Origin of the sequence: Burkholderia sp. IMCC1007 (assembly GCF_027257875.1) — a bacterium.
GTDB lineage: Bacteria > Pseudomonadota > Gammaproteobacteria > Burkholderiales > Burkholderiaceae > Burkholderia.
Window position 1 is genome coordinate 105,598 of the sequence record NZ_JAPVQY010000018.1, and the last position, 13,292, is coordinate 118,889.

Annotated in this window: 10 protein-coding genes and 3 pseudogenes; 10 read left to right on the plus strand and 3 right to left on the minus strand. The window is 63.7% G+C overall.

The genetic code is table 11. From position 1 onward, the window contains the following. The first annotated feature begins 221 nt into the window (after nucleotides 1-221). Together O1Q03_RS17895 and O1Q03_RS17900 are read left to right on the plus strand one after the other, a co-directional pair. Nucleotides 222-1,265: an alpha/beta fold hydrolase gene (locus O1Q03_RS17895; RefSeq protein ID WP_269505108.1), complete on the plus strand. Its 1,044-nt coding sequence runs from the start codon at nucleotides 222-224 to the stop codon at nucleotides 1,263-1,265. Beyond that, nucleotides 1,265-1,801, plus strand: coding sequence for a cytochrome P460 family protein (locus tag O1Q03_RS17900; protein ID WP_269505109.1), 537 nt, complete (start codon nucleotides 1,265-1,267; stop codon nucleotides 1,799-1,801). Before O1Q03_RS17895 ends, O1Q03_RS17900 begins: the two co-directional genes overlap by 1 nt. 188 nt (nucleotides 1,802-1,989) lie before the next feature. On the opposite strand, the gene O1Q03_RS17905 is transcribed toward O1Q03_RS17900, so the two are convergent. Both O1Q03_RS17905 and O1Q03_RS17910 read right to left on the minus strand, forming a co-directional pair. Then, nucleotides 1,990-3,333, minus strand: a complete 1,344-nt coding sequence (locus O1Q03_RS17905; RefSeq protein ID WP_269505110.1) for a virulence factor — start codon at nucleotides 3,331-3,333, stop codon at nucleotides 1,990-1,992. Nucleotides 3,334-3,467: 134 nt separating this feature from the next. Next, nucleotides 3,468-5,645 (minus strand): annotated as a pseudogene (locus tag O1Q03_RS17910) (T6SS effector phospholipase Tle3 domain-containing protein). A gap of 701 nt (nucleotides 5,646-6,346) precedes the next feature. On the opposite strand from O1Q03_RS17910, the gene O1Q03_RS17915 reads away from it, so the two are divergent. The 3 genes and pseudogenes from O1Q03_RS17915 to O1Q03_RS17925 form a co-directional block, all read left to right on the plus strand. Further along, nucleotides 6,347-6,703, plus strand: coding sequence for a DUF4148 domain-containing protein (locus O1Q03_RS17915; protein ID WP_269505111.1), 357 nt, complete (start codon nucleotides 6,347-6,349; stop codon nucleotides 6,701-6,703). Between the two features lie 87 nt (nucleotides 6,704-6,790). Continuing rightward, nucleotides 6,791-7,585, plus strand: coding sequence for an alpha/beta fold hydrolase (locus tag O1Q03_RS17920; RefSeq protein WP_269505112.1), 795 nt, complete (start codon nucleotides 6,791-6,793; stop codon nucleotides 7,583-7,585). A gap of 64 nt (nucleotides 7,586-7,649) precedes the next feature. Beyond that, nucleotides 7,650-8,780 (plus strand): annotated as a pseudogene (locus O1Q03_RS17925) (amidase family protein); the annotation flags it as partial. Between the two features lie 62 nt (nucleotides 8,781-8,842). Here the strand turns inward: O1Q03_RS17925 and O1Q03_RS17930 are convergent. After that, entirely contained in the window at nucleotides 8,843-9,994 is a 1,152-nt protein-coding gene (locus tag O1Q03_RS17930) for a hypothetical protein (RefSeq protein ID WP_269505113.1), read from the minus strand. Nucleotides 9,995-10,355: 361 nt separating this feature from the next. Between O1Q03_RS17930 and O1Q03_RS17935 the strand changes: the two genes are divergently transcribed. The 5 genes and pseudogenes from O1Q03_RS17935 to O1Q03_RS17955 form a co-directional block, all read left to right on the plus strand. Continuing rightward, nucleotides 10,356-10,826 carry a rhodanese-like domain-containing protein gene (locus O1Q03_RS17935; protein WP_269505115.1) on the plus strand — a complete coding sequence of 157 codons (471 nt, stop codon included), beginning with the start codon at nucleotides 10,356-10,358 and terminating at the stop codon, nucleotides 10,824-10,826. A gap of 28 nt (nucleotides 10,827-10,854) precedes the next feature. After that, a complete protein-coding gene (epsC, locus tag O1Q03_RS17940; RefSeq protein WP_269505117.1) occupies nucleotides 10,855-11,823 on the plus strand; it encodes a serine O-acetyltransferase EpsC in 969 nt (322 codons plus the stop codon). Next, nucleotides 11,820-12,041, plus strand: a complete 222-nt coding sequence (locus O1Q03_RS17945; protein ID WP_269505118.1) for a helix-turn-helix domain-containing protein — start codon at nucleotides 11,820-11,822, stop codon at nucleotides 12,039-12,041. The genes epsC and O1Q03_RS17945 overlap by 4 nt, the downstream gene beginning before the upstream one ends. Before the next feature lie 135 nt (nucleotides 12,042-12,176). After that, a complete protein-coding gene (locus O1Q03_RS17950) occupies nucleotides 12,177-13,109 on the plus strand; it encodes a family 2A encapsulin nanocompartment shell protein (protein ID WP_269505119.1) in 933 nt (310 codons plus the stop codon). After that, nucleotides 13,084-13,292, plus strand: a pseudogene (locus O1Q03_RS17955) (family 2A encapsulin nanocompartment cargo protein cysteine desulfurase); the annotation flags it as partial. The gene O1Q03_RS17950 and the pseudogene O1Q03_RS17955, both read left to right, overlap by 26 nt.

Consider the following 13,292-nt stretch of genomic DNA (forward strand, 5'->3'; position numbering starts at 1 on the left):
CCGAAACGTGCGGTTTCGCGCGCGATTTTGAATCGCTGTGTGTCGTTCCTGAACGCAGATACGTTGGGATACAAAGCATCCGGACCGTTCGGATATAAAAGCGGTGAAGCAGTTCACACGACGGCGCGGTGCCATGCGTCGCTCCCGTGAACGGCGATACCGAAGCGCGCGCACGTGCCGCCGGCCCCCCTTCCTTAGCGATCGACAATGGAGAACGAGTCATGCCTGATACCGTGAACAACCGCCGCCGCCTGCTCCTCGGGACGGCGATCGCAAGCCTGAGTCTCGCGGACTTCGGGTTCGGCTCGCTAGCGCATGCGCAGTCGGCGCCCGATGCGTCGACGCCGAAGCGCGCGGCCGGCGTTGCGTCGCTGGGCAAGATTCACCAGATCGACGCGGGCGTGCTCAACGTCGGGTATGCGGACCTCGGGCCGAAGAACGGGCCGGTCGTGTTCCTGCTGCACGGATGGCCGTACGACATCTACAGCTACGCGGAAGTCGCGCCGTTGCTCACGGCGGCAGGCTACCGCGTGATCGTGCCGTATCTGCGCGGCTACGGATCGACGACGTTCCGCTCGGCCGACACGGTGCGCAACGGCCAGCAGGCGGTCACCGCCGTCGACATCGTCGCGCTGATGGATGCGCTGAAGATCGACCGCGCGGTGTTCGGCGGCTACGACTGGGGTGCGCGCACGGCCGACATCATCGCGGCGTTGTGGCCGCAACGCGTGAAGGCGTTGGTGTCGGTGAGCGGCTATTTGATCGGCAGCCAGGAGGCGAACCGCAAGCCGCTGCCGCCGCAAGCCGAATTCCAGTGGTGGTATCAGTTCTATTTCTCGACCGAACGCGGCGCGCTCGGCTATGCGGCGAATCGCGATGCATTCAACAAGCTGATCTGGCAACTCGCGTCGCCGAAGTGGCAGTTCTCCGACGAGACCTTTGCGCGTAGTGCCGCGTCGTTCGAGAACCCCGATCACGTGGCGGTGGTGATCCACAACTATCGCTGGCGCCTCGGGCTCGCGAAGGGCGAGGCGCAATACGACGACATCGAGCGGCGTCTGGCGGCCGGCCCGGCGATCACCGTGCCGACGATCACGATGGAAGGCGACGCGAACGGCGCGCCGCATCCGGAACCGGCTGCGTATGCGAAGAAGTTCACGGGCAAGTATCAGCATCGGACGATCACCGGCGGCATCGGCCACAACCTGCCGCAGGAAGCGCCGCAGGCGTTTGCCGATGCAATCCTGCAAGTGGAGCATCTGTGATGCGGGCGGGGGCTGGCGTTTTGCGTGGCGGCGCGCGGCATGCGCTCGTCGCGGGTGTGCTGATGGCGGGTGCGTTGACGTCGAGCGGGCCGGCCGCGTTCGCGGATGAAGCGAAGCCGGCCGCGTCGCCGATCTACGGTGTGACGATCCCGCCCGGTTACCGGAAGTGGGAAATGGTTGCGCCAGCGGAAGAGGCCGCGCCGCTCGACGAACTACGCGTTGTGCTCGGCAACCCCGTCGCGATCCGCGCGCTCGAACAGGCGACGCTGCCGTTTCCGGACGGCACGATCCTCGTGAAGCTCGCGTACAAGCGCAGGCAGTCCGACGAGTTCGCGCCGGCGACGGTGCCCGGCTCGGCGACGACCGTGCAGGTGATGGTGAAGGACTCGCGTCGCTATGCGTCGACGGGCGGGTGGGGTTTCGGGCGCTTCATCAACGGCGTGCCGGCCGATCTCGGTCAGCATCAGACGTGCTTTGCGTGTCATCAGGCGCGGGTGAAGAATCATGACTATGTGTTTACGCGGTTGGTGCCTTGAGCGGGGGCGCGTGCGCGACGACGCGCGCTGCGCATTGGCGGTGTAGCGTCGGTGGAATGTTGCGTGGGACTATGCGCGGCTCTGATCGGCGCCGGCTGCCCGGCTGGTGCGGCGCGTTTTGGTCGTTCCGTTGGATGACGCGGCGGCGCGAATTCAGCTGCACGGATCGCACCGCCGTGTCGTTGTCATTACCACGAATAACCCTGCATCCCGTAATTGACGTCGTATCGGCGCCCCCACCAGGGCAGATAGGCATTGTTTCCGCCGCGTGCGCGGAACCAGTCCTTGGTCGGATCGATCGGCGTGAGCTTCGATGGTGGCCTGACGATCACCGCGACGGGGTGTTCGGGGTCGGTCGTGCCGGCGACGAGTGCGTTGCCGCCGAAGTGATTGATGCGGCCGATCGCGAGCGCGACGTTGGTCAATGCGCTGCCGGTTCCCATGTCGCCAAGCAGACGCGCCGTGTTGAATGTCTGCTTCATGTAGTCGAAGTCCGCAAGGGTTTCGGTCAGCGTTCGTGCGAGCGAAGCAAGGCGTGATGACGCTTCGTGACTGGGTTTGCCGACGTCGTTGAAGACGTACTCGATGTCCGCAACCGAGATGCCGGCGTTGCGGGCCGCCTGGTCGATGGTTGCCTTCCACGCTTGCACGGCACGGGTGGTGCCGATTTGCGGCCCGAACTCTTGCGTGTTGCCGGTTGCCGCCTTGCTGATCCATGCGAGCGGTTCGCGCTCGGTGTTGAAGTTCGGGCCGGCGAGGAACAGCACGACGAGGTTTTCGTTGATCTGCGCATCCGTGGGCGGAAAGTTCGGTGCGTCCCAGTTCATTGCCCAGACGCTTTTGTCGGGGTTCGCCTGCAAGTACTCCAGCGCGTTGTTCAGTGACGTGAAGCCGGCGTTTGCGCCGCCTTGGGAGATTTGCACATCGGGGGGCGTGTCGCGGCTCCACATCGTCGGGAAGTATGGATTTCCGATCAAGAAGGTTGACTTGATCTCCTTGGTCAAGAATTCTCTCGATTCGGCGATTTCGAGTCGTTCGGGAATCGCCAATTCAACGTGAATTCCTGCCAGTTCACGCCAGTTCTTGGGATCGTCGGGCTTTACCGTGTAAAAGTAGGATGGGTTCATCGCGTAGCGGTTGCGCAGCAGATCCAGGAATTCCTCCATATATTTATGGTAGAAACCCTTAAACGTTTCCTCGCCATCGTTTCCGTAAACCAAGGAGCCAATGGATTGAAGCGTCGAATATTTTTGGGGCTTCGTGCGCACCATGTCGTCATTCTTGTTTGGAGCGGCAAGCCCTTGCGTCCACAATAATTGCCATTCGGTCGGATAGTCCTTGCGTTGCAACGGATTCAACCAAATCAGGCCGACAACCTGCGCCAAGAATGGCCTCGCCGGTTCTTCCGCTGCTAGCGCAGTGTTGCCCTTGGACTCCTGCGCAGGCACAGCTTGCGCCGAGCGTATCGCAGCTGTGGTGAACAGAAACACCATAAACGCAGTCAGGCCGGGCAGGATAATGAATCGTTTCATCCAATCACCTATTTCCAAATGTGCTGGGTCGGGTTGTTCTACGTGTGCCATCAGCGTGGCCATGAGTGCGGCGGTGAGCACCCATGTCAAAACGGCGATGGCAACACGGCGTGGCCACGTAGCGATTAGCGCCTTCAAATCACACCCCCGACCTTCAGATAAAACTCACCCTCACGCTCATCCGCGATCGCGTCGGGTATCGTCCCCTCGCTTTTCTCGGCATGTACCCATTTGTGCATAGGGAGGCCATCGACAGTTCCCGATTTGAAATACCTCGAGTATTTCTTGACCTGATCGTCATCCGAGATGCCGCTCGCCATGCGCCAGTCGGCCTGAATACGCAGATCTCTGAGCTGCTTTTCCGTCAGGTAGCACAGACCCAACGCAATGTCATACGCAAGCGCCTTTTCAGCGTGCTCGGGATTGGTCATCGTCGTAGAGTGGTTCGTCGGGCTATTGGTCGCACCGCGATCGAGCCAGTCGACAATCTGCTTGTCGCGCCACTCCTTGTAGCCCTCGGGCATTTCGCTTTTGCCGTCCTCGCCAATCACATGGCCCTCGCCATCGAGCCATTCGGTGTTCAGCGTGCGACGCGCCTCCATCCGCATCAACGCGCGATCCTCGTAGCGCTGCCCGGCTTCGGTTGCTGCCGTGCCTTGAGCAACGCTGTCTTCGTTCTTCGGCGCGTACTGGTCGTAAGGGTCGTCCGCGCGCTTGTCTGCGTCGGCCTTGTTCGCATCGCGCCATGCGGCCGGTGGATCGTTACCTTCGTTGAAGTCGCTTATTGCGTCGCCATCCTTCGTTTCGACGGGTTTACCGAACCGCAATGCTTTCGGCGGAAATGGATCATCCAGCGCGGGAGCGTCCGCTACCACCGTCCACCCCTTCGGTGGATCAGCGTTCACGCGCAGCATGTTCAATGCCGAACTGATGCCAGTCACGACAAACATGAGCGGTGCAGTAGCCAGCGTCGCCGCTATTCCGAACACGCTTTCATTTCCTTTGATTGCGCCGATCAGATTGAACTTGGCTGGCGGCGAGGGCGGATACCAGAAGCCCGACTTCGTTCCTTGCTTGCCATGCCGCCAATCGTCGTCCCAATAGCGGTACGGTTTCTGCACACCAACAGGAAAGCCCGATGCGAACACTCGCTGCGTCAGGACGCCTGCCGCGCCGATGTCATCCAACTCGTGCTTGCTGATGCCTCGCCAGCCGATGTCTTGAACCGTGACCGCCGAAATCACCTGATCGTGCGGACAGCAATACGCGGTGACGCGGCCATACGTCGACCCGTTCAAGCCGTGCCGATCGCGATCGTCTTGTGCGGCATAAGACCGGTTGCTCGTCGGCGATACCCGTTTGTTCTTCATGTCTTCATCGACCTTGTCGACCGGCTGCTCGAAGTCTTTTCGGGCACCGATGATCGACAGGAACTTGCCGAAAGTCTTCGTGCGGGCCGCATAGGTCTACCGACCGCGATGCCCACTTCCATCTTTCGTCGCACGTTGCGACCACGTATCCATGAACGTGTCGGATTTGTGTGGGCCCTCTGAATTCGCGAGGCTGTACGGCGCATTCGCCAGCACATAGGCATCTGCCACGCAGTGGCCCGTGCGTCCCCATGGATCTTCGACATCGGGAAATGCGTCGCCGAAGAAGGCTGCCGTAAGGCCGACGATGTTGCCCTGGCTGTGGCACACGACGGTGATCGGTACGTCGGCCTGCATCTGTCGGATTGACTCGATCAATTTGGCCAAGCGCAACGCCGCGAGCACACCGTACGCACGCGGCGGCGCTCGATACAGCGGCCGATTGGTCGGATTAATGCCTTGTACTGTCATCCATCCCATCGTTCGATCGTCGAGACCGCCGTGCCAAAGGTCGGGCAAACTGGAGCAGCCATTGGTGAACGGACCGCCGCCCCAATAGTCCTGTTCGTTCAAGAAAATCTTGTCCCCGTACTCCTTCAATTCCGCCCCGGTCGCGCGATACCCCCACCGAAAGTGAATGACAGGCGAAAACGACGGATCCGGGGTGATGTAGTTGTCAGCCAGCAAATCGGGGTTCAAGAACCCCTCCGGCGTCACGCTCTCCGTGTACTTCGCCGGCGTCAATTGCCCGGCTTCGATGCCGTGATACATCATTTGGTCGTTGAGTCGCCCGATCCGTCGATTGAGGCCTTTGCACACCCCTTCCTCCGTCGCATCGAACCATTCGCCTTCGGAGTTCACGCCATGCACGAAGATCACGACCCCGGGCAATGGCATCTGCCTGATGCAGATGAGCGGTGTGCCTTTCATGGGCAGTGTCATCCCTTCGACGCGACCTACGATGATCGGTGGCGGTTTAGGACGAGTCGCAGTTGAGGCGGGAGGATCCACCGAGATGATGGTTCTTTGTCGGGCGCGTCCGCTATCGGTTTCGGATCGAGAATTGAATCGGTCATCCAGACTCCTGAACATGTCTGATACGTTGCCCTTCGCAGGATCGATACGAACTGAATCGATAAGTATCCGAAGCAATGGGGAACCGTAACGAGGCGGCAAGCATAGCGACTCGGAGTGCACGAAAAAACACCCGTGCCGGAAAAACGCGCGCAAAGGCCGTGGTAACGATCGCGGATTGTCAGAATGTGTTTCAGACAGAAATCGGAAGCAGTACTGCATCGCCAAGGATGGACGACGCGAAGCGCGTGACGTAGCGATCCGCTTCATCTTTGAGGTGCATCACCCAGTGACGAAGCCTTGCGCCACACCTGCATACGCCATTACGTCCATACGTTTCAGAGCTTGAATCGTTATCGTCCGTGCACGCATGGCAAGAAACACGCGTTTGTATCGGAATGTATCTAACACCGCTTCAGAAACATCGGATTGCACTGAAGCCATGTTGCGGAAACATGCCGGATACGTGAGCGGGTTCTACTGTCGACATGCAGCAAACGTTCGGCGCCAGACGGTCGCGTCGGACGCCCACTGATCGACACCCCAAACTTCCTTCAAGGAGAACGCTCATGAAAGCCGCTCGAATCCTCGCAGTTGCAGTGCTCGTTTCCATCCCCGCGTTGTCGTTCGCCGACGTCGGCCACGGCCTCACGCGCGCTGACGTGCGCGCCGAACTCGTCCGGCTCGAGAAGGCCGGCTACAACCCGGCGGGCAGCGAAGCGCATTACCCGGACGATATCCTCGCCGCGCAGAACGCCGTCGCCGCCGCGCAGCAGGTTGCGCGTTCCGACCAGAACGGCCCGTCGAAATCGCAGGACGACAACGTGGCCGCCGCATCGTCGCCCGCCGCGCGCTACACCGCCGCCGACGCGCGTGCCGCACGGCACGCACGCACGGACACCGACGATCTGTACGCGCATTCGTGATCGGTGGTCGCCGCGTCTGCGGTACGCGAACGCGGCCCATCCACGGCACTTCATCTGATGAACAACACGACGGAAAGGAGCAAGACGATGATCGGTTTGACGAAACGGTTTCTGGTGTCCGCAGCGGTGATCGGCGGGCTGTTCGGTGCGATGACGGCACACGCTGCACCGAAGGACGACCTGAAGGGCACGAACGTCGTGCTGGTGCACGGTGCATTTGCCGACGGGTCGAGCTGGAATCGCGTGATTCCGCTGCTCGAAGCACGCGGCCTGCATGTCGTGTCGGTACAGAACCCGCTGAGCACGCTCGCGGACGATACGGCCGCGACGAAGCGCGCGATCGACGAACAGAATGGGCCGGTCGTGCTGGTCGGACATTCGTGGGCCGGCGTCGTGATCAGTAACGCGGGCAACGACGATAAAGTGAAGTCGCTCGTCTACGTCGCCGCGTTCGCGCCGGACAACGGCCAGTCGATCGCCGACGTCACGCAGGGGCTGCCCGCACCGGCGTGGGCCGGCGAGTTGCGCAAGGACGCAGGCGGCTTCACGACGCTGTCGGACAAGGCGATCGCGCAGGATTTCGCGCCGGATCTTTCGCCCGCGCAGCAGCGCATCGTCGCCGCAACGCAGGGGCCGTGGTACGGTGGCTGCATTTCGGAGAGGGTGACTCAGGCCGCGTGGCACGTGAAGCCATCGACGTTCGTCGTCACGACGCAGGACCGGATGATCGATCCGAAGCTGCAGGAGGCGATGGCGACGCGGATCGGCGCGACCGTCACACACGTGAACGGCAGCCATGTCTCGATGCTGAGCCAGCCGAAGGCCGTGGCCGATGCGATCATCGCAGCGGCCGCGCGCGCGAAGCAGCAGGATGTGCAGTGAGTGAGAGCGGCGCCGCGATGCACGCAAACCGCGGCGCCTTGCGTGATTGTGATGTCCTTTCCCGACCAACGGCACGCGGCTGCAGGAAAACCTGATCGCGCATGCCGACAGTCCGTCGGTCTCGAACCTGAGAAAGGCCGGCGCGGTGCTGCTCGGCCGCACGAATTCGCCGACGTTCGCGCTGCGCTGGTTCACGTCGAATCTCGTGCACGGCCCTACGCGCAATCCGCGCAACCTCGCGCTGACGCCGGGCGGATCGAGCGGCGGGGCCGCGGCGGCGGTGGCCGCGGGGATCGGGCCGATCGCGGTCGGCACCGATATCGGCGGCTCGGTGCGTTACCCGGCGTACGCATGCGGCGTGCACGGCATCCGGCCGTCGCTTGGGCGCGTGCCGGCATTCAATGCGTCGTCGCCGGAGCGTGCGATCGGCGCGCAACTGATGTCGACGACGGGGCCGATCGCCCGCACGATCGACGATCTCGCGCTGGCGCTGCGCGCGTTCGCCGCGCCGGACCCACGCGACCCCTGGTACGTGCACGTGCCGATCGAAGGCCGTGCGGTACCGAAGCGCGCGGCGTTGTGCGTGCGTCCGGGCGGCCTGCAGGTCGTGCCGGAAGTGGAGGCGGCATTGCGCGATGCCGCGCGCCGGCTCGTCGATGCGGGCTGGACCGTCGACGAGATCGACGATACGCCGCCGATGCGTGAGGCAGCACTGTTGCAGGAGCAACTCTGGCTTGGCGACGGTTTCGATGCGTTGGCGGACGCGGTCGGCCGCGATGGCGATCCGGGCGCGGCTGCGGTGATCGCCGCCGTGCGCGGCAAGGTGCGCGATCTGCCGGCCGACGTGATCAGCGGCGCGCTGGTGCGTCGCACGACGCTCACGCGGCAGTGGCGGCTGTTCCTCGATGAATACGCGGTGTTGCTGCTGCCGGTGTCGTCGGAGCTGCCGTTTCCCGACGATCTCGATCGGCAAGGCCCGGACGCGTTCGAGCGCGTCTGGGAAGCGCAGCTCACGCTGCGTGCGCTGCCGGCGATGGGGCTGCCGGGGCTGGCGGTGACGACGGGGCGCGTCAACGACGTGCCGGTAGGCGTGCAGGTCGTTGCCACGCATCATCGCGAGGATCTGTGTCTGCTCGCCGGGCGCGATATCGAGGCGCGCGGCGTGCCGGTTGCGCCGGTCGATCCCGCGATTTGACGTGAACCCGCGGACGGCTCGCAGCGGAGTCGCTGCGAGCCGCACGCGCGCCTGGCAAAGAATCAGGGCGACTGTTTCAGCCGGATTGGCCGGATGTCGTCCTTCTTGAGCATCACGCAGTTACGTCCGGCTGCGAGTGCCTTCTCGCGGGCCGCTTTCAGATCGTCCGGGGCGCTCGAGAATCGGTCGTCGAGCCCATCGGTGACCCCCGGTTTGAATTCATCCGCACACAGCAGGCGGATGTCGCCGAATGCGTAGCGAACGTATGCGCGAATGGTCCGCAGGCCTTGCGATGCGACCGGAATGCCCACACGTTCGAGGCTGGCTCTCGCATTCTCGTTGAGCAATTCGAAGTCCTGCGGCGTTTCGCTATAGACCCCAGTCTTTTCCAGTGCGCGGGAGCCGATGCCGGTCGAGAACGAGGTCAGCGACCACATCACCAGCACATAGAACACGAAACCGACGCCGACAGCGACGTACTTTATCGTCGTGGTGGCCGGCTTGCTGCGCGCGGCCACGCCGATTGCCATGAGTCCGGGCAGGAAGCCCGCGAGCGTGAGGGGCAGGAGCGTGACGAGCGCAGAGTATGCCTTGGCATCCGTGCTCATGTCGCCGGCGAACGATTCGACGGTCAGGAAGCCTCCGCTGCTCGTAATGGCGGCAAGGGTGACGAGCGCAGACAACGCAACTGACTTGAACAGCGTCTTCCATATCCCCGCGCCGCTCGATGTGCCGTCGATGCGCCACCCGACGAGCGTGGCGATGATGCCGAAGACAAACGTCGGGGCCACGACAAGCGGGACCGACATCTGCTTGATCCAGAGCGAGCCGACGAATACGCATGCCATCCACACGAGCACTGTCAGCAGGATGACGACGGCCGTGCTTTTGGACAGGACCCGCGAGTCCTTGTCGATGGCGAGCAGGAACAGAAGAAAGATCGAGGGCGCGCACAGCACGAACAGCAACGCGGACACCAGCAGCAACGTGCCAATCAGCAGCGCGATCAGACCGGACGTCGACGAGATCGAATCGAGAAACAGCGAGTGCCAGCCGATCCTGTCGAGATAGAGCCATATCGATAGCCCTGGAAGGAACAGCATCAGGATCGAGCATTTGGCGACGAGCTCGACGGCATCCTTGCCGAAATCCAGACACTTCTTGAGACGTTCGGCGAAGACGTTCCATGGAATCGCGGACGCGGGTGTGCTCATTTTGGCCCTCTATGTTGTTTTGAGAAGCTGAAATTCTAGAGCTTCGTCCGGCGATACGGGACTGCGCATGCCCGTTGCCGTGCCGGCTACCTACGGTTCGAAAGCCGCCCCGGCTCGCGCTGCCGTGCTTGCCGGGTCGCCGATATGCATTCTTGCCAACTGTCACGTGTGGACCATTTCGATCATGGGCGGAGCGCTATTGCATTTCACGCGCCGCTGATTAGGAAATGAATTTTTATTGGTTCTGCTTCCCCGAGCGCGCTCGCATAGTTCGTCTGACGGCTATAGACAGCAAGCAAGCTGCACCGGCCGCATTCCCAGGGTGTTTGTTCATACGAATCTGCGAGAACAAGGAAGCGTCATGACTTTTGCATTGGAAGAACGAACCGCCGCACAGCAGGCGCTCGAAGACGCCCGCGCGGCGGCCGCATCGGCGGGTACGCCCTATGCGGGCGGCGTGGCGCCGCAAGCCGCATGGGCGCTGTTCTCCGCCGGCGACGCGTTGCTGGTGGACGTGCGCACCGCGGAGGAACGGAAATTCGTCGGCCACGTGCCGGAGTCGCTGCATGTGCCGTGGGCGACCGGCACGAGCCTGACGCGCAACCCGCGCTTCGTGCGCGAACTGGAAGCGAAGACCGGCAAGGACGCGGTGGTGCTGTTGTTGTGCCGCAGCGGCAACCGGTCCGCGCAGGCGGCGGAGGCCGCGGCGAAGGCCGGGTTCACGCAGGTGTTCAACGTGCTCGAAGGGTTCGAGGGCGACCTCGACGAACGGCAGCATCGCGGCGGCCGGAACGGCTGGCGCTATCGCGGCCTGCCGTGGGCGCAGGACTGAGTCAAGGCCGTTACGGGGAGAAGTCAGCATGGCCGCATTCGAAATCGACGACATCGTTCAGTCGCTCCACACCGTGCGCCGCGCGTGGCGCGAGAAGCAGCGGCGTTCGCTCGAACCGGGCGGGCGCGACCTGCCGGCGCGCGAGGCGCTCGCGCAAATCATCGGCGCGCTGAAGGGCGTGTTGTTCCCGATGCGGCTCGGGCCGCCCGACCTGCGCCAGGAAAGCGAGAATTTCTATGTGGCGCACGCGCTCGACGCGGCGCTGAACGCGCTGCTCGCGCAAGTGACGCTGGAGTTGCGCTACGCCGCGCGGCAGCGCAACGCCGACGCGCAGATCGACGAGGTGGCGTCCACGGCCGTGCAGGCATTCGCCGCGCGCCTGCCCGACATTCGCCGCCTGCTCGACAGCGACGTGCTGGCGGCGTTCCACGGCGATCCGGCCGCGGGCAGCGTCGACGAAGTGCTGCTGTGCTATCCCGGCATTCTCGCGATGATCCACCACCGGCTCGCGCACGAGCTGTACCGGCTCGGGCTGCCGCTGCTTGCGCGGATCATCGCCGAGCAGGCTCACGCGGAAACGGGCATCGACATTCATCCGGGCGCGCGCATCGGCGGCGGCTTCTTCATCGATCACGGCACGGGCGTCGTGATCGGCGAGACCGCGATCATCGGCGAGCGCGTGCGCGTGTACCAGGCGGTCACGCTCGGCGCCAAGCGTTTCCCGCGCGATGCGGCCGGCCATCTGGAGAAAGGGCTCGCGCGCCACCCGATCGTCGAGGACGACGTCGTGATCTATGCAGGCGCAACGATCCTCGGCCGCGTGACGATCGGCCGCGGCGCAGTGATCGGCGGCAACGTGTGGCTCACGCAGGACGTGCCGGCCGGCGCGAACATCACGCAGGCCGTGTTGCGCAGCGAAGCGAATGCCGCGCCGCGTGCGCGGGTCGAGGTGATCGAGCCGGCCGAGCCGGCGCCCGTCGCGCAGGTGGCGTCATGAGCGACCTGATCCAGCACTTCGGCGCCAACGTGCGCCGGCTGCGCGAGGCGCGCACCTGGTCGCAGGAACAACTCGCCGAACACGCGGGGCTGAACCGTTCGTATGTCGGCGAGATCGAGCGCGGCGAGGCGATCGCATCGATCGTCACCGCCGACAAGATCGCACGCGCATTCGACGTGTCGATCTCGACGCTGCTGCCCGGCGCGTACGTCACCTGACGGCGTCCCGTTTTTTCTCCTTCGGTTGTGCCGTGTGACGGCTATAGCATGTTGAGCCGGCAGGTGCGTGCTTCCGATAATTCCCCCGCGTCATAAGCAATCCCGTTTTTCATCTTAAGAACCCCGGAGCCACACATGTCGACCGTTGCAAGCGGCACGGCCGCGCTGAGCGATCACGCCGCCCGCCAACTAGCGAACGCTACCAAGACCGTCCCCCAGCTTTCCACGATCACGCCGCGCTGGCTGACCCACCTGCTGCAATGGGTGCCGGTCGAGGCCGGCATCTATCGGCTGAACCAGGTGAAGAACCCGGAAGCCGTGCGCGCCGCGTGCACGCAGCTCGAGGACGAAAGCGTGCTGCCGCGGACTTTCGTGCCGTACGAGGAACAGCCGCGCGAGTATTTCCTGAACGCGGTGAGCACGGTACTCGACGTGCATACGCGGATCTCCGATCTCTACAGCAGTCCTCATGACCAGATCAAGGAACAGCTGCGCCTGACGATCGAGACGATCAAGGAACTGCAGGAAAGCCAGCTGATCAACAACCCGGACTATGGTCTGCTCGCGAACGTGACCGACGAACAGCGGATTTTCCCGCTGACGGGCGCGCCGACGCCGGACGATCTCGACGAACTGCTGACCAAGGTGTGGAAGGAGCCCGCGTTCTTCCTCGCGCACCCGCTCGCGATCGCCGCGTTCGGCCGCGAATGCACGCGGCGCGGCGTGCCGCCGCCGACGGTGAGCCTGTTCGGCTCGCAGTTCCTCACGTGGCGCGGCATTCCGCTGATCCCGTCGGACAAGGTGCCCATCGCCGACGGCAAGACCAAGATCCTGCTGCTGCGCGTCGGCGACAAGCGGCAGGGCGTCGTCGGCCTCTACCAGCCGGGTGTCGCGGGCGAGCAGGGGCCGGGCCTGTCGGTGCGCTTCATGGGGATCAACGATCAGGCGATCGCGTCGTACCTGATCTCGCTGTACTGCTCGCTCGCGGTCCACTCGCCGGATGCGCTGGCTGTCCTCGATGACGTCGAAATCGCCAAGTACCATGACTATCCCGACACCTACCGTTAATCCCGGCTCGACCGGCCGCGACGCGCTCGCGCTGCCGCACGCGTCGCTGCCGGCCGGTTTGCCGGACCCGGCGACGCTCGCGCGGCTCGCGTCCGAGTTCTTCGCGACGCCGCCCGGGCAGGCGACCGCGCCCGGGCTGTCGGCGGGCAGCGGTGCGGTCGGCGGCCTGCCGTCGGCACTGCC